The 16,347-nt window shown below is 65.2% G+C and carries 16 protein-coding genes; 3 read left to right on the forward strand and 13 right to left on the reverse strand.

What is annotated here, in order from left to right; genetic code table 11:
* The 12 genes from BJA_RS15110 to BJA_RS15165 form a co-directional block, all read right to left on the reverse strand.
* Nucleotides 1–492, reverse strand: a complete 492-nt coding sequence (locus BJA_RS15110) for a tripartite tricarboxylate transporter TctB family protein (protein WP_011085834.1) — start codon at nt 490–492, stop codon at nt 1–3.
* 161 nt (nt 493–653) lie between these two features.
* On the reverse strand, nt 654–1,646 hold the full coding sequence (locus BJA_RS15115; protein ID WP_011085835.1) for a tripartite tricarboxylate transporter substrate binding protein: 993 nt from the start codon (nt 1,644–1,646) through the stop codon (nt 654–656).
* 128 nt (nt 1,647–1,774) lie between these two features.
* Nucleotides 1,775–2,548, reverse strand: a complete 774-nt coding sequence (locus BJA_RS15120) for an RsiV family protein (protein WP_011085836.1) — start codon at nt 2,546–2,548, stop codon at nt 1,775–1,777.
* A gap of 32 nt (nt 2,549–2,580) precedes the next feature.
* Nucleotides 2,581–2,877, reverse strand: a complete 297-nt coding sequence (locus BJA_RS15125) for a nucleotidyltransferase family protein (RefSeq protein ID WP_011085837.1) — start codon at nt 2,875–2,877, stop codon at nt 2,581–2,583.
* Nucleotides 2,878–2,914: 37 nt separating this feature from the next.
* Complete coding sequence (gene scpA, locus BJA_RS15130) at nt 2,915–5,071, reverse strand: methylmalonyl-CoA mutase (protein WP_011085838.1); 2,157 nt, start codon at nt 5,069–5,071, stop codon at nt 2,915–2,917.
* 23 nt (nt 5,072–5,094) lie between these two features.
* Nucleotides 5,095–5,559, reverse strand: a complete 465-nt coding sequence (locus BJA_RS15135) for a GFA family protein (protein ID WP_011085839.1) — start codon at nt 5,557–5,559, stop codon at nt 5,095–5,097.
* A complete protein-coding gene (locus BJA_RS15140) occupies nt 5,556–7,427 on the reverse strand; it encodes a methylmalonyl-CoA mutase family protein (RefSeq protein ID WP_011085840.1) in 1,872 nt (623 codons plus the stop codon). The genes BJA_RS15135 and BJA_RS15140 overlap by 4 nt, the downstream gene beginning before the upstream one ends.
* An 81-nt stretch (nt 7,428–7,508) precedes the next feature.
* Nucleotides 7,509–8,000, reverse strand: coding sequence for a 2-amino-4-hydroxy-6-hydroxymethyldihydropteridine diphosphokinase (folK, locus tag BJA_RS15145; protein WP_011085841.1), 492 nt, complete (start codon nt 7,998–8,000; stop codon nt 7,509–7,511).
* A gap of 1 nt (nt 8,001) precedes the next feature.
* The gene (folB, locus tag BJA_RS15150; protein ID WP_027544155.1) at nt 8,002–8,370 is read right to left on the reverse strand and encodes a dihydroneopterin aldolase; all 369 of its coding nucleotides are present in this window, start codon (nt 8,368–8,370) and stop codon (nt 8,002–8,004) included.
* The gene (gene folP / locus BJA_RS15155) at nt 8,367–9,227 is read right to left on the reverse strand and encodes a dihydropteroate synthase (RefSeq protein WP_028172291.1); all 861 of its coding nucleotides are present in this window, start codon (nt 9,225–9,227) and stop codon (nt 8,367–8,369) included. Before folP ends, folB begins: the two co-directional genes overlap by 4 nt.
* A 276-nt stretch (nt 9,228–9,503) precedes the next feature.
* Entirely contained in the window at nt 9,504–9,911 is a 408-nt protein-coding gene (locus tag BJA_RS15160; RefSeq protein WP_011085844.1) for a DUF4332 domain-containing protein, read from the reverse strand.
* Between the two features lie 24 nt (nt 9,912–9,935).
* Nucleotides 9,936–10,301 carry a hypothetical protein gene (locus BJA_RS15165; RefSeq protein ID WP_011085845.1) on the reverse strand — a complete coding sequence of 122 codons (366 nt, stop codon included), beginning with the start codon at nt 10,299–10,301 and terminating at the stop codon, nt 9,936–9,938.
* Nucleotides 10,302–10,648: 347 nt separating this feature from the next.
* Between BJA_RS15165 and BJA_RS15170 the strand changes: the two genes are divergently transcribed.
* The 3 genes from BJA_RS15170 (at nt 10,649) to BJA_RS15180 (ending at nt 15,178) form a co-directional block, all read left to right on the forward strand.
* The gene (locus BJA_RS15170; RefSeq protein WP_011085846.1) at nt 10,649–12,268 is read left to right on the forward strand and encodes a helicase HerA-like domain-containing protein; all 1,620 of its coding nucleotides are present in this window, start codon (nt 10,649–10,651) and stop codon (nt 12,266–12,268) included.
* A 132-nt stretch (nt 12,269–12,400) separates the two neighbouring features.
* Complete coding sequence (locus BJA_RS15175) at nt 12,401–13,729, forward strand: glycosyltransferase family 87 protein (RefSeq protein ID WP_038965735.1); 1,329 nt, start codon at nt 12,401–12,403, stop codon at nt 13,727–13,729.
* Between the two features lie 54 nt (nt 13,730–13,783).
* Nucleotides 13,784–15,178 carry a M20/M25/M40 family metallo-hydrolase gene (locus tag BJA_RS15180; protein ID WP_011085848.1) on the forward strand — a complete coding sequence of 465 codons (1,395 nt, stop codon included), beginning with the start codon at nt 13,784–13,786 and terminating at the stop codon, nt 15,176–15,178.
* Nucleotides 15,179–15,480: 302 nt separating this feature from the next.
* Here the strand turns inward: BJA_RS15180 and BJA_RS15185 are convergent, their stop codons facing one another.
* On the reverse strand, nt 15,481–16,260 hold the full coding sequence (locus BJA_RS15185) for a class II aldolase/adducin family protein (protein ID WP_011085849.1): 780 nt from the start codon (nt 16,258–16,260) through the stop codon (nt 15,481–15,483).
* Between the last annotated feature and the right edge of the window lie 87 nt (nt 16,261–16,347).

Raw genomic sequence — 16,347 nt, forward strand, 5'->3', positions numbered from 1 at the left:
TCACCAGGGCGTCGGCAGCAGGCCGGCAGGAAGCGGCACGCGCAGCAGCTTGCCGAAGATGAGGTGGATGGCGAAGGGCGACAGCGCGGCGAGCGGCAGCGCCAGCTTCCACTTGGCGCCGAGCGCGGTCGAGGTCACGTAGACCATGATCGCCGCGGTGATGATGAAGCCGAGCCGGTCGGCGGCGACGACGTAGAACAGCAAAAGCGCCGGCGGCAGCAGCGCACGCAGGCCGTAGAGCTTGCCCTGCGGCGGCGGGCTTGCGGCCTGGCCGCCCTCCAGCGGGATCAGCTCTTCCTCCTCCTCGAAGGAATGGCCGATGCCGAACACGATCGCGAGCCCGCACAGCGCAAGCCCGGTGCCGATCACGAGCGGAAACACGTTGGGGCCGACCGGCTGCCCCGGCACCGGCGGCAAGATGTAGCCGCCATAGGCAGAAGCGGCGCCGAGCACGACGAGAAACGAGCCCGTGACGGAGTCGGGAAGACGCATGGGAGGAGTCCTGTGGGGTTTCTTCTCCCTCTCCCGTTCTTACGGGGAGAGGGGGACTTTCCGCGCGGACGGTGAGAGTTGGACTCGCGGAGACCCCCCTCACCCGAATTCGAGCGGAGCTCGAATTCGACCTCTCCCCGCACGCGGGGAGAGGTGAAGGTTCACGCCTTGCTCAAACCTGCGGCCTTCATCGCTTCGCCCATCTGGGCGTCGCCCTTGTCCATGAAGCCAGCGAACTGGCCGGCATCGCCCCACACCGTGCCGAAGCCGCGATTGCTCATGAAGTCCTTGAACTCGGCGGAGTCGAAGACCTTCTTCAGCGCCGCGGTGAGCTTCGTTGCGAGCTCCGGGGGCAGGTTCTTGGGTGCGCCGATGCCGCGCCAGGCGCCGGTCGCGTATTCGATGCCCATCGCCTCCTTCAGCGTCGGCACGTCCGGGAAGATCGGGTTGCGCGCCGGCGCCATGATGGCGAGGCTCCTTGCCTTGCCGGCCTCGATGATGGCGCGCGCTTCCGGCACCGAGCAGGTGGTGAGGTCGAGGCCGCCGGCGGCGAGATCCTGCATCGCGGGCGCGGCGCCGTTCGACGGCACCCAGGCGACCTGGTTGGCGGGCAGGCCCATCGCCTGCATCCAGCCGACCAGCGCCAGATGCCAGATGCCGCCCTGGCCGGTGCCCGAGGCCTTGAACTTGCCGGGCGGCGCGGCCTTGATCGCTTCGGCAAGGTCCTTGACCGTCTTGTAGGGCGAGGAGGAGGAGACCTGGATGCCGGGCGGGTCCTCGTTCATCAACGCCAGCGGGGTGTAGCTCTTCGGCGTCAGCTCGGTGAGGCCCTGCCAGTGCATCATCGAGATCTCGACCGTGAGCATGCCGATCGTGTAGCCGTCGGGCTGCGCAGTCGCGATCGCGGTATGGCCGACGACGCCGGAGCCGCCGGTGCGGTTCACCACGTTGAAGGGCTGGCCAAGGTCCTTTTCCAACAGGGCTGCGACAATGCGCGCAGTCGCGTCGGTGCCGCCGCCGGCGCCCCAGGGCACGATCACGGTGACCGGCCGCGCCGGATAGGCTTGGGCGCGGGCGGGCGTGAGACCGAATGCGGCGGACGCCGCGACCGCGGCGGATGAAGCCGCAAAAGCGCGGCGCGTAATCTTGGACATGAATGCCTCCCAGCGGCGCCCGTGACACCGGGCGCTCTTAATGACGGCATTCTAGTCAGCTTTGCAGCGCGGCTGCAAGGTAGCGCTACCAGAGCACTGTGAGCAATGTGTCGCTGCTCACACGACGATCATTGCGGCTCCTCCGCATCGCCCTTCGGCCGTGCGCCGCCGAAAATGCGCGTGCCTTCCGCGGTGAGGTAAGGCTTCAGCGTCTCCCACGGCACGAATGCGACATATTCGCCTTCGGCGTAGGGACCGACCGCGTAAGGCGGATAGTGGAACGTGAGCCCGGAACTCTTGCCGGCCTCGGTCGACGGGGCGAGCGTCACGGCGCCGATCTTGAGCAGGCTCGGCTCCACGCTTTTGAACCACTCGTCGGTTGCGGTCTCGCTGGTGTCGCGCTTCTTCTTCTCGGCCTTGAGCGAGGCGATCACGGCTTTCAGCATCGCCTTCATGGTCGGGCCGCCATCGGCGGTCTCGTTGAAGAACGGGCGGATCGAGATGCGCTTGCGCTCGGTCTTGTCCCAGAGGATCGTGTTCACGTCCGAATTGGGATGGGCGCCGTGGGTGTCCATGTAGTCGTTGCGCAGGATGCTGGCATAGCGGTCGGCAACGACCGAGCGGATCGCATATTTGCGCTCGAAGTCCCAGCCGCCGTCCTTGAAGAACTGCGGATCTTCTTTGCGCGCGGCGGCGGCCTCGGCCGCGTTCTTGTCGAGCCACTTCCTGCCTTCGGCCAGGCAATCCGCCGCGAGCGCTGCATCCGCCTTGATCCTGTCGTCGAGGAAGACGCGCGCCTCGATGCTCTTGGTCTTGACGATGGCGTCGGGCTTTGGATCCGCGGCGAAGGCGGAGATCACGCACGTTGCGCCAAGCGCCATGGCGACGCTCAAACCGATCATGAACTTCAAGGGGAGTGCTCCTTACGTGAGCGTCAGAATATTTCGAGGATGTCGTCTGCGATCTGCTGCGCAGAGTGGGGGGAGGCGGAGCGCCGGACAGTCGCCTGCGCCTGCAAGCCGGTCGCGTCCTCGATGATCTGCTCGACGTCGATCAGGTTGAGCAGCGAGAAAGAGGCCTCCGGTTCGACCTCGACCAGGACATCGATGTCGCTGTCCGGCCGATAGTCGGCGTCGGCCCGCGAGCCGACGATGGCGAGCTTCGAGACGCCCTTGGCTTTGATGGCATCGGCGTTCTTGCGGATCGCAGCGATGATCTCATCACGTGTCATGAAGACAACCCGACCGGTGATACGGCCAGCGTAGCATCTACTCCGCCGCCTCGCTATGCCCGAGCCGGGCGTTCAGCTTGCGGATCAGCTCCTCGGCGGCGTCGGCGATCACCGTGCCGGGCGGGAAGATCGCTTCGGCACCGGCCGCGTAGAGCGCCTCGTAATCCTGCGGCGGCACCACGCCGCCGACGATGATCATGATGTCGTCGCGGCCCTGCTTCTTCAGCGCGGCCTTGAGCTCAGGCACGGCGGTGAGGTGGGCCGCGGCAAGCGAAGAGACGCCGAGGATGTGCACGTCGTTCTCGACGGCCTGTCGCGCCGCTTCATCGGCGGTGGCAAACAGCGGCCCGATGTCGACGTCGAAGCCGATATCGGCGAACGCCGAGGCGATCACCTTCTGGCCACGGTCGTGGCCGTCCTGGCCGATCTTGGCGACCAGGATGCGCGGGCGGCGGCCTTCCGCCTCCTCGAAGGCGTCGATCAGCGCCTGAACCTTCTCGACCCGGTTACCCATGCTGGACGCCTCCCGCTTGTAGACGCCGGTGATGGACTTGATCTCGGCGCGGTGCCGGCCGAACACCTTCTCCATCGCGTCCGAGATTTCGCCGACGGTCGCCTTGGCCCGCGCCGCGTCGATGGCGAGCGCGAGCAGGTTGCCGTTGCCTTCGCCGGCCGAGCGCGTCAGCGCGGCGAGCGCGGCATCGACGTCCTTCTGGTTGCGCTCGGACTTCAGCCGCGTCAGCTTGTCGATCTGGAGCCGGCGGACATTCGTGTTGTCGACCTTGAGGATATCGATCGGGGCCTCGTCGGTCGGCTTGTACTTGTTGACGCCGATCACCGCCTGCTTGCCGGCGTCGATGCGGGCCTGGGTCTTGGCGGAAGCCTCCTCGATGCGCAGCTTGGGCACGCCGGCCTCGATGGCCTTCGCCATGCCGCCGAGCTCCTCGACCTCCTGGATGTGGCTCCACGCCTTGGCGGCGAGATCGCGCGTCAGACGCTCGACATAATACGAGCCGCCCCAGGGATCGATGATGCGGGTGGTGCCGCTCTCCTGCTGGAGGAACAGCTGGGTGTTGCGGGCGATGCGGGCCGAGAAATCGGTCGGCAGTGCCAGCGCCTCGTCGAGCGCGTTGGTGTGCAGCGACTGGGTGTGGCCTTGCGTTGCCGCCATCGCCTCGACCGTCGTCCGCATCACGTTGTTGAAGACGTCTTGCGCGGTCAGCGACCAGCCCGAGGTCTGGCAATGCGTGCGCAGCGAGAGCGAGCGCGGATCCTTCGGATTGAAGGGCTTCAGGAGCTTCGCCCACAGCAGGCGCGCGGCGCGCATCTTGGCGACTTCCATGAAGAAGTTCATGCCGATCGCCCAGAAGAACGACAGCCGCGGCGCGAAGCGGTCGACGTCGAGGCCTGCGGCAAGACCGGCGCGCAAATATTCCACACCGTCGGCCAGCGTATAGGCGAGCTCGAGATCCTGCGTCGCGCCGGCTTCCTGCATGTGATAGCCGGAGATCGAGATCGAATTGTATTTCGGCATCTTCGTGGAGGTGTAGGCGAAGATGTCGGAGATGATCCGCATCGACGGCGCAGGCGGATAGATATAGGTGTTGCGCACCATGAACTCTTTCAGAATGTCGTTCTGAATGGTGCCCGAGAGTTTTTCCGGCGGCACGCCCTGTTCGCCCGCGGCGGCGACGAACAGCGCGAGGATCGGAAGCACCGCGCCGTTCATGGTCATGGACACGCTCATCTGGTCGAGCGGGATGCCCGCAAACAGCGTGCGCATGTCGTAGATGGAATCGATCGCCACGCCGGCCATGCCGACGTCGCCGCCGACGCGCGGATGATCGCTGTCATAGCCGCGATGGGTGGCGAGGTCGAAGGCGACCGAGAGGCCCTTCTGTCCGGCAGCTAAGTTGCGGCGGTAGAACGCGTTGGAATCCTCCGCCGTGGAGAAGCCGGCATATTGCCGGACGGTCCAGGGCTGGTTGACATACATGGTCGGGTAGGGGCCGCGCAGGTAGGGCGCGATGCCCGGATAGGTCTCGAGGAAATCGAGCCCGGCGAGGTCGGCCTCGCCATAGGCGGGCTTCACCAGGATGCCCTCGGGCGTCAGCCACGGCTCGGCGCTGCCGGCCGGCGCGGCGGTGGTTGCTCTCTCGAAGGCGACATCGGCGAAATTGGGAATGCGGCTCATGGTTTCGACCATATCATAGACGCTCAATCATGGTCCGGATGCTGATGGCTGACGATGGTCGCCATCTTCTCCGGCCCGTAATTCTGTTGCGTGGTCTGGCTCGGCAAATTGGCGATCCCGACCACCCAGCCGAGGCGGGATTCGGTTCCATATTGCCGTGTCGGCACCACGTGATCCGGACGATCGAACGTACCGGTCATGATCTCGATGCGTGGGCCGTCGATGCGGCGGAAGCTCAGCGGCGTGCCGCAGGCGGCGCAGAAATCGCGCATCGCGATGGACGAGGAGCGGAACGCAGAGGGCGTGCCCTTGGTCCAGGCGAAATCACCCTTCTCGATGTCGGCGTAGGAGGCGAACGGCGCACCGGTCGCCTTCTGGCACATCCGGCAATGACAGATGCTGATCTTCGCCGGCGCTGCCAAGACCGCAAAGCGGATGGCGCCGCATTGGCAGCCGCCGGTGAGAACTGGTTTGCCTGGCTCGGTCATGCCTGCTCCATCCGTCGATAGGCGTCTTGCAGCGTGGCAAGCGCATCGCCCCCGGCGAAGACAAAACCCGTGACGCCGGCGGCCCGTAAACCTGCCTCGGCCTCGGTCGGGCGGCCTGCCAAATAGATATGTCTGGTGCCTGCGGTTTGCAGGGCCTTCGCCGCGGCTTCGGCGTGTTCCGCATAGACCTTGTCGCTGGAACAAAGGCAGGCAAGCTCTGCACCGGAGGCCCTGAACGCGGCGACCAATTTGGCCGGATCAGCAAAACCCTCGCTGTCGATGGCCTGGATGCCGCCGGCCTCGAAGAAGCTCTTCGCAAAAGTTGCGCGCGCCGTGAAATCGGCGGGCGTGCCGAGATTGGCGAGGAACACCTTTGGCCGCGCGCCGCGCGCCTTCAACGCCGCGTCGGATTTGTCGCGCAGCGCTTCGAACGGTTCCGACAGCCGGATCGGCGGCAGCGCGTCGAACTTGTATTTCTGTTCGCCGTAGGGTGCGAGCGCGACCGGCGTCGCCTTCAGCACCGCCGTCTCGCGCTCATGCAGGTTCGGAAACTCGCTCGCGCCGGTCAGGACGTCGCGGCGTTTTGCGATGTTGGCATCGCGCGCTTTGCGGGCGGCCGCGACCTTGCTCTGGAACAGGGCCTGCTGAAGCGCGGCAAAGGCGCCGCCGGCCTTCTCGCTCTCCTGGAACAGCGCCCAGGCCGCCTCGCAAAGCTGTGCCGTGAGCGTCTCGATGCCGCCTGCGCCCGCCGCGGGATCGCTGACCTTGGCGAGGTTGCTCTCCTCCAGCAGCAGCAGTTGCGTGTTGCGCGCCACGCGCCGCGCGAACGGATCGGGTAGTCCGAGCGCCAGCGTGTGCGGCAGCACCGTGATCGCGTTGGCGCCGGCAAGCCCCGCCGCGAACGTCGCCATGGTCGCGCGCAGCATGTTCACATAGGGGTCGCGCTGCGTCAGCATGCGCCAGGCAGTATCGGCGGCGATGAACAACGGCTTCGGCGTCAGTCCGCATGCCGTCTCGATGCGCGCCCACAAGAGCCGCAGCGCGCGGAATTTTGCCATGGTCAGGAACTGGTCGGCGTCCGCGGCGAGCCGCGCATAGACCATGCCCTGCGCGGCTTCCAGCGGAACGCCGGCGCCTTCGATCGCGCGAAGATAGGCGACGCCACAGGCGAGCACGAAGGCGAGCTCCTGCACTTCCGAGCCGCCGGCATCGTGGATCACGCGTCCGTCGGCGGACGCAAACGGCCCCTTGAAGCCGAGCGCGGCGAGACCCTTGATCGCGCCGGTGAGGGCAGGAGCGATCTCCTCCCAGGTGTAAGGGCTGTGGCCCCACACCGCGCAGGCGGCGAGCGGATCGAGACCGAAGCGGATGTCGCAGGCCGCGGGGTCGAGGCCCTTGCTCTTTACATATTCCGCGACATGGATCGCGGCCATCCGCGATTGCGGACCGATTTGAAGCTCGATGCCGATGCCGGCATCGAGATGAATGTCCTTCAAGACCTTTGCGACCGCGTCGGCTGTCGGTTCCAGGCCGAAACCGTGGGCGTCATTGCCACCGGCGAACACCAGCGCGAGCCCGGTCGCGCCATTCTCCAGATCCTGCAAGGCCTGCGCGTTCGCGGCCGCCGCGTCGGGATGGTCGATCCGCTGCATGATCTGCCACGGCGCGGCAGCAGCCCGCCCGACCACGGGCGCAACGCCCCTGGCGCGCGGATAGAGCGGATCGATCTTCAGGCCGTCATAGGTCTTGCCGACCAGCTTCTCGAACGGCGCGCCCTTGAGCACGCCATCGACCAGCTTGCGCCAGTCTTCGACCGTTGCCTTGGGAAAATCCGCCGCCAGCGGCAGGTCGTCAGTCACGGAGGTCATGCGGCGAAGGGCTCCCGAAAATCTTGTTGTTCGCAGGCGAAATTGCCACGGCGGACCGTCCCTGCAAACGGTTGTTTTTGGTTAACCGGTATCCGGAAGCCGCTCAATGCCTTGCGTCGAGATGCTGGAAAGCCCGTCGCGCACGCGAATGCCTGAGATCACGCGGTCGGGCGCAATCTCGGCCAGCGGCACCAGCACGAAGGCGCGCTCGAACAGACGCGGATGCGGCAAGGTCAGGTCGGGCTTCTGCAGCCTGACATCGTCATAGGCGATCATGTCGAGATCGAGCGTGCGCGGCCCCCAGGGCCGCTCCTTGGTCCGCGTGCGGCCGAATTTCTGCTCGACCTTCTGCAGCACGAACAGCAGCGCGTGCGGATCGAGGCCGGTTTCGATCTCGATGCAGGCATTGATGAAGGGATCCTGCTCCTCATCGCCCCAGGGCGGCGTTGCATAGTCCGAGGAGCGCGCGGTCAGCGCGGCCTGCGCCATGCCGCAGATGTGCGCGATCGCCTTGCCGAACGTCGCGCGGACATCGCCGACATTGCCGCCCAGTGCGATCAGCACGCTCGCCATATCAAGGGTGCCGCGAGCGCGTCAGCATGATGCCGACATCGTCGAAGATCGCAGCGATCGGCGCATGCGGCTTGTGCACGGTGATCTTCACGGCGCGGATGCGCGGGAAGTGCGACAGGATGGCGTCGGCCACCGCGCCGGCGGCGCGTTCCAAGAGCTTGTAATTGGTGTTCTTGAACGCCGCCGTCGTGGTCGCCACGACTTCGGCGTAGGACACCGTATCGGCGAGCCGGTCGGTGCGCGAAGGCTCCGACAGGTCGGTATAGAGCTCGAGATCAATCACGAAACGCTGGCCGACTTCGGTTTCGTGATCCATGACGCCGTGGCGAGCGTGGATCGACAGGCCGGTCACGAAGATCGTATCGGTCATTGCTTGCTCTCGATTGCGTTCGCGACCCGCAGGGCCTGCAAGGTCTCGGCGACGTCATGGGTCCGGATGATCCTGGCGCCGCGCTGCGCGGCGATGAGATGCGCCGCGATCGAGCCGGCGAGCCGCTCTTTCGGTTCCGACGGCGACACCGAGGCGATGAAGCGCTTGCGCGAGGCGCCGACCAGGATCGGCAGGCCGAACATGTCGAATTCGCGCAGCCGCGCCAGCGCGGTCATGCTCTGCTCGGCGGTCTTGCCGAAGCCGATGCCGGGATCGAGCACGATCTTGTCGCGTGCGATGCCGGCCTTGGCGGCGATATCCAGCGAGCGCAGGAAGAACGCCTTCATGTCCGCGATGATGTCGATGGCGGAATCCACGCTCTCGCGGTTGTGCATGACGATGACGGGGACGCCTCTGGCGGCTACCAGCGGCGCCATGCCGGCATCGCGTTGCAGGCCCCAGACGTCGTTGGCGATCGCCGCGCCCTGGTCGAGCGCGAAGGCCACCACCTCCGCCTTCATGCTGTCGATCGAGACCGGCACGCCGAGCGCAACCACGCCCGATAGCACCGGCCTCAGCCGGGCAAGCTCGTCCTCGGCCGTGACGGCCTTGGCGCCCTTGTAGGGCCGGGTGGACTCCGCGCCGATGTCGATGATGTCGACGCCATCGGCGATCATCGCCCGGGCCCGTTCGAGCGCCAGGTCGGGCGCGATGAAATCGCCGCCGTCGGAGAAGGAATCCGGGGTGACGTTGAGCACGCCCATCACCGCCGGGAGTGGCCGTTCCAGCAGTGTCCGCAGCACGTCACGCCCGGCCGAGCCGGCCGGCGGGACGGAAGGGGATGGCAAGGCATTCATGCGCGTGGATGTGCGCGGTCGGGGAGGGGGAGTCAAGACGGGATTGGGGGCGATCCGGTCGCGCCGATCCGTTCCGGGGCCAGTGAGGGAACGATGCTCTTGCCCACGCTCCGTCATTGCGAGCGCAGCGAAGCAATCCAGAATCTTTCCGCGGCGGCAGTCTGGATTGCTTCGCTGCGCTCGCAATGACGTTGTTGAGACAGCCGTCCACTCTTACCCCCGGTGTCGTCCCGGCGAAGGTGTGGCTTCAGCGCTCGTATGCAGTGAGCAGCAGGCCTAATACGTGATCTTCGGCGGCAGCTTCTTGGCCTTGGCGATGATGTCGCCGACCGATTTCTCCGAGGGCAGGATGCGGAGGAGCTTCTTCTTCTCGTTGGCTTCGCGCATGCTCTGGGCGAGTCTTGCCGGATTCCGATAGGCGAGCTCGCGCACGGTGGTGACGCCGGCGGCACGGACCAGGCCGACCTTGGCACGGCCCATCCCGGGAATGCGCATGTAGTCGGAGACGTTGGCCCATTCCAGAAGCTGCTGCTCGCTGATGCCGGTCTTGGCGGACAGCGCCTTGCGGCCCTTCACGGTTGAGGCCGCCTCGAGCAGCGCGTCCGTCGTGCGGATTCCTTGCGCCTTCAACTTGTTGGCGGCAAAGGCCGGCAGGCCCTCAATCTCGGAAATCGGATATGTCATGATGCTCGATATGAAAAGCGTAGCTCAGGCAAATTGGCTGAGGCCCGGCGTCCCTGCGATGATCTTGCCCATCTGATCCGCTCCGATTTTGTCTCGGCCGAAGCGAAAAAGTTCACGAGCAATGGTCTGAATCTCGGACATGCCAAGTCCCAAGCCCATCAGGCGCGTGCCAACCGCCATCAGGCCGCCGCCCATCAGCCGCGACAGTCCGCCACCGCTTTTGGACGCCTCGATCGCCGCTTCCGCGCCGGGAATATGATTGATCAGGGCTTCGACGTTCTCGGAAGGGCCTTCGTTGCGAAGGAAGCCCAGGATAATGCCGACCGTCTTTTCAGCGACAGCACTATCTATGCTGGCGTTCGTCGCCAGCCGCCCGATCAGCTCGTCCATATGGCCTGCCCCTCAGCCGGTTCACATGCCGGAGTATTGTTTTCAAAATGATCTTGAGCCGGTGTGGTGTGAAATACAAGCTATGAACGGAGGCGAACATGCGATTCAGCTTAGAACCCGCGAAAAGTGTTGCAGCGATGCAAGAGCGGAGACGAAATCAGCAGTAAATTACCGCGGTGCGAACGCGCAGTTCCTACTTTCGGCGGATGTCGTGCACTTGTTTTCCGACAATGTCGCATGATCAGGTCGCGCTGAACGGTTTCAATCGGCGCGCGACATGCGTTAAACTACGGAACTGGCATTTGAGTTTCAATACGCGAAATACGGCAGACGGATCAGAGAGAATAATGACCGCACAGGACAGCAAGCTCGGCGACACCGACGACAAGATCTTCGTCGGCAAGGGAGACGAGCAGGCATGGCTGACGCTGGCGCTCGCCAATCGCCACGGCCTCGTCACCGGTGCAACCGGAACCGGCAAGACGGTATCGCTGCAAGTCATGGCAGAGGGATTTGCGCGCGCCGGTGTTCCGGTCTTCGCGGCCGACATCAAGGGCGACCTCTCCGGCATCTCCGAGGTCGGCGTGCCCGCGGACTTCATCGTCAAGCGCGCCACCGAGATGGGGCTGACGTTCCAGCCCGACCAGTTCTCGACGGTGTTCTGGGATGTGTTCGGTGAGCAGGGCCACCCGGTGCGGGCGACCGTCACCGAGATGGGGCCGCTTCTGCTCGCGCGCATGCTCGACCTCAACGACGTGCAGGAGGGCGTGCTCAACGTCGCCTTCCGTGTCGCCGACGACAACGGCCTTGTCCTGATCGACATGAAGGATCTGCGGGCGTTGCTCGATGCCATCGTGCCCGACAGCAGCAAGAAGGGGCCGGACGCCGCCGACGATCCGCTTGCCGACATCCGCAAGGCCGCCCAGGGATTTGGCAACGTCACCAAGGCCACCGTCGGCACCATCCAGCGCCAGCTCCTCGTGCTGGAGAACCAGGGCGCCACCAAGTTCTTCGGCGAGCCGGCGCTGACGCTGAAGGACTTCATGAGGACCGACCGCGACGGCCGCGGCATGGTCAACATCCTCGTCGCCGACAAGCTGCTCCAGAGCCCGCGGCTTTACGCGACATTCCTGTTGTGGATGCTGTCGGAGCTGTTCGAGGAGCTGCCCGAGGCCGGCGACCTGCCGAAGCCGAAGCTGGTGTTCTTCTTCGACGAGGCGCATCTGCTGTTCAACGACGCGCCCAAGGCGCTGATGGACAAGATCGAGCAGGTGGTCCGCCTGATCCGCTCCAAGGGCGTCGGCGTCTACTTCGTGACGCAGAACCCGATCGACGTGCCCGACCGCGTGCTCGGTCAGCTCGGTAACCGGGTGCAGCACGCGCTGCGCGCCTTCACCCCGCGCGACCAGAAGGCGGTCGCTGCCGCGGCCCAGACCTTCCGGCCCAACCCGAAGCTCGACACCGCCAAGGTGATCATGGAGCTCGGCAAGGGCGAAGCGCTGGTGTCCTTCCTCGAAGGCAACGGCACGCCGGCGATGGTCGAGCGGGTGATGATCCGGCCGCCGTCGGCCCGGATCGGATCGATCACGCCGGAAGAGCGCAAGGCGATCATGGATGCGAGCCCGGTGAAGGGCAAATACGACACCGCCGTTGATGAAGAGTCCGCCTACGAGATGATCCAGAAGCGCATCGCCGGCACCGCGGCGACGGCGGATGCTCCGGCGGGCGGCGGCGGTGGCATCCTCGGCCAGATCGGCTCGATCGTCGGCACCATCTTCGGCACCAATGTCAAGCGCGGCCGCCTGTCGGCCGGCCAGGTCATTGCGCGCGACGTGACGCGATCGGTGACCAACCAGGTGATCGGAGGGATGGCCGCCAATCTCGGCAAGTCGGTCGGCGGCCAGCTCGGCGGCTCGATCGGCCGCACCTTGGTCCGCGGCGCGCTCGGCGGCTTGCTGCGTCGGTAGGCAGAAAGCCCGATTGGAGGCAATCCGCGCGCTGGCGCGGCCGCCTCGCCACGGGTACAATTTCAGGTGAGGTGCTCTCCAACCGTTCGTCGGTCTGCTACGTGCTATGTCGACGCTGGACTGGACCCTATTGTGACCTCAACCGACCCGCTAGCCAAACCTGATGCGCCGAGACGCCTGTCGCTGCGCGCGCCGCTGGACCTGCTCTTCCTCTTTTGCTGCTTCATCCTGACCGCGGACGTCCTCGGCCCGGAGATTTTCGGCCACGGCAAGACCAAGGACTATGCGCTTTGGTATTGGGCCGGGCAGCAGGTGCTGCATGGTGGCTCGCTCTATCCGAGCGACTTCCGTTATCCGTTCGATTTCATCTATCCACCCCTGCCGGCGATCCTGCTGGCGATCCCGAGCTGGTTCGGCAAGATCCCGCTCTACATCGTGCTGTCGGTCCTGAATGCGCTGGCGTGGTGGTACACCGGGACACTCTCCAATGTCATGACCGGCTCGGGCCGCAAGCCCGGCCCCTGGCTGGAGGCACTGCCCGCCTTCGTCACCGTGACCTTCGTGTTCGACATGTTCGACCTCGGCCAGCCGAACCTCGTCCTGCTGGCGATGATGCTCTACGGTTTTTGGTGCTTGCAGCATCAGCGCGTCTGGCTCGCGGGCTTGATGTTCGCGCTCGCCACCGCCATCAAGGTGTTTCCGATTGCGGTGCTGCCCTATCTGGTCTGGCGGCGGAAGTGGGCGGCTGCCGTCGCTACGGCCGCCTTCACCGGCATCCTTCTCTATGTTGTGCCGGCGCCCATTCGCGGCTTCGAGCGCAACGCGGCCGAGCTTGCGATCTGGTATCAGGGCATGGTCGGGGCGAGCTCGGAAAAGGGCTTTGGCCAGCGCGACGAGCAGAACTGGTCGTGGGTCAACCAATCCATCATTGCCGTCACGCACCGCCTGGTTCGTCCGATCAACTACAATCAGGAGGATCCCAGCAAGCCGCCGCGCACGATGAATATCATCGACGTCGATTACAGGACGGCGAACTGGATCGTGCTCGCGCTGTCGGCGTTGCTCGGGCTCGGCTTCGTCGCGGTCATGCCGCCGCAACGGCTTCGAACGGCGCGCTCGGATGCCGAGGAGCTCGGCATTCTGTTCTGCCTGATGACGGTGGCATCGCCCCTGGCGCGGCAATACTACTTTATGTGGCTGTTCTTCCCGATGACGGTGCTGATGCATCGCGCCGCCTTCGACGAGCGGGCGAATGTGCGGCTGGGAACCTGGCTTGCCCTCGGCGCGGGCGGATGTCTCATGCTGCTGGCACTGCCGTGGTTTCCCAATGCCTTCCAGGCCTGGGGCAACAACCTCCTCGCCACAGCCATCCTCGCGGGGAGCCTCGCATGGCACATCCGGCATCCGCCGGTTACGGCTGGCTCCGGCGCCGCGGCAGCGCTAAAACCCAAGACCTCTTGAAACCCAAGACCTCTTGAGAAGCCATCTTGAGACTCGAAAGTCAGGAATCCGACCATGGCCAATGCCCAGCTTCAATCCGTGCTCGACCACATCGACAAGGATTTCGACAACAGCCTTGAGCGCCTGTTCTCGCTGTTGCGGATCAAGTCGATCTCGGCGGATCCGGCCTTTGCCAACGACTGCAAGGCCGCGGCCGAGCATCTCGCCAAGGATATCGCGAGCCTGGGTGTCGCCACCGAAGTGAGGCCGACCGCCGGCCATCCCGCCATCGTCGGCAAGACCGGAGCGGGCGGGCGACCGCATGTGATCTTCTATGGCCATTACGACGTGCAGCCGGTCGATCCGCTGGACCTCTGGCACCGTCCGCCGTTCGAGCCTGCCGTCACCGATCATGCCGATGGCCGCAAGATCATCGTCGCCCGCGGCGCCGAGGACGACAAGGGCCAGGTAATGACCTTCGTCGAGGCCTGCCGCGCCTGGAAGAAGGTGACGGGCTCGCTGCCGATCGACGTCACCTTCCTGATCGAAGGCGAGGAGGAGGTCGGCTCGAAGAATTTCGTGCCTTTCATCGAGGCCAACAAGGACGAGTTCAAAGCCGATTACGTGCTGGTCTGCGACACCGGCATGTGGGACCGCAACACGCCGGCGATCACGACGTCGCTGCGCGGCCTGCTCTATGAAGAGCTGAAGATCACCGCCGCCAATCGCGATTTGCATTCCGGCGTGTTCGGCGGCAGCGCGATGAACCCGATCCGGGTGCTCACGAAAATTCTCGGTGGGCTGTTCGACGACGATAACCGCATCACCATCCCCGGCTTTTATGACGGGGTGAAGGACCTGCCGCCCGATATCCTGGAGCAGTGGAAGAAGCTCAACCTGACGCCGGAGATGTTCCTGAAGCCGATCGGCCTGTCGATCCCGGCCGGCGAGAAGGGCCGGCTCCTGATCGAGCAGGCCTCCTCGCGTCCGACCTGCGACGTCAACGGCATCTGGGGCGGCTATATCGGCGAAGGCTCCAAGACGGTGATCCCGTCGCATGCGTCCGCCAAGGTCTCGTTCCGTCTGGTCGAGGGACAGGACCCCGCAAAGATCCGTAAGGCCTTCCGCGACTACGTGACGGCACGGCTTCCCGGCGACTGCAAGGTCGAGTTCGGCGACCATTCCGCCGCGCCCGCGGTCGCGCTCGACTGGAACATGAAGCCGCTCGCCGCCGCCAGCAAGGCGCTGACCGAGGAATGGGGCAAGGAGACCGTGCTGATGGGCTCGGGCGCCTCGATCCCGATCGTCGCCGACTTCAAGCGCACGCTGGGACTGGACTCGCTGCTGGTCGGCTTCGGCTTGGATGACGACAACATCCACTCGCCGAACGAGAAGTACGACCTCCGCAGCTTCCAGAAGGGCATCCGCTCCTGGGCGCGCATCCTCGCCGCGCTGGCCGAGGTGAAGTAGCACACGGTGCCGTAGGGTGGGCAAAGGCGCGCTCTTCGCGCGCCGTGCCCACCATCTCTCCGCGATTGCGATCGAAGGGGTGGGCACGCTTCGCTTTGCCCACCCTACGAAATCTCTATCTTCGTCATTGCGAGCGAAGCAATCCAGAATCCCGCCGCGGAAACAGTCTGGATTGCTTCGTCGCAAGAGCTCCTCGCAATGACTGCCGCCCCAAATAAAAACGCCGCCCGGAATTGGGCGGCGTTTCATTCCAGAACGTGCAGAGGTAGTTGAGAGCTACCTTACACGAAATCCCGAAAATCTCAAGACCGATAGCCCGGCAGCTCGCGGTCGAGCTTGCGCAGCAGGGGCGGCCAGACGAGGTTGGTCGCACGCAGCTCGGCGCGGTCGCGGTTGGCGAGCAGCTCGGTGTTCTTCTCGATCGCAATCTCCTCGACCGGATAGACCGGCGTGCCGAGCGCGCGCGTGCGCACCTGCATCGAGCAGGCGCGCTCGAGGTGATACATGCGCTCGAAGGCCGAGGCGACCGAGCGGCCGACCGTCAGCGTACCGTGGTTGCGCAGCAGCATGTGGTTGTGGTCGCCGAGGTCCTTCTGCAGCCGCGGCCGCTCGTCGTGGTCGAGCGCGATGCCTTCATAGTCGTGATAGGCAAGGTCGTGGGTGACGAGCTGGGCGGTCTGGTTCAGCGGCAGCAGCCCTTCGGCGCTGCTCGAGACCGCGGTGCCGTCGAGGGTGTGGAGATGCAGCACGCAGATCGCGTCCTCGCGCACCTCGTGGATCGCCGAATGGATGGTGAAGCCGGCCGGGTTGATGCTGTACTCGCTCTCGGAGAGCTGGTTGCCGTGCAGGTCGACCTTGACGAGGCTCGAGGCCGTGATCTCGTCGAACATCAGCCCGTAGGGGTTGATGAGGAAGTGATGCTCGGGGCCGGGCACGCGGGCGGAGATGTGGGTGTCGACCAGATCGTCCCAGCCGTACAGCGAGACGAGGCGATAGCAGGCGGCGAGGTTGACCCGTTGCTGCCACTCGGCCTCCGTCATGTTCGACGGCACTTCCTTCAGGCGCGCTTCCGCTGGTGACATGGCAAATCTCTCCGAACCTCGTTGTTGCGGAGCAAGAGCCTAGTCTCGGGTGAGGTCGGCGGCAAGGCGCTCAAAGCGCGGCAGTTC

The sequence above is a fragment of the Bradyrhizobium diazoefficiens USDA 110 genome, assembly GCF_000011365.1.
Classification (GTDB): Bacteria; Pseudomonadota; Alphaproteobacteria; order Rhizobiales; family Xanthobacteraceae; genus Bradyrhizobium; species Bradyrhizobium diazoefficiens.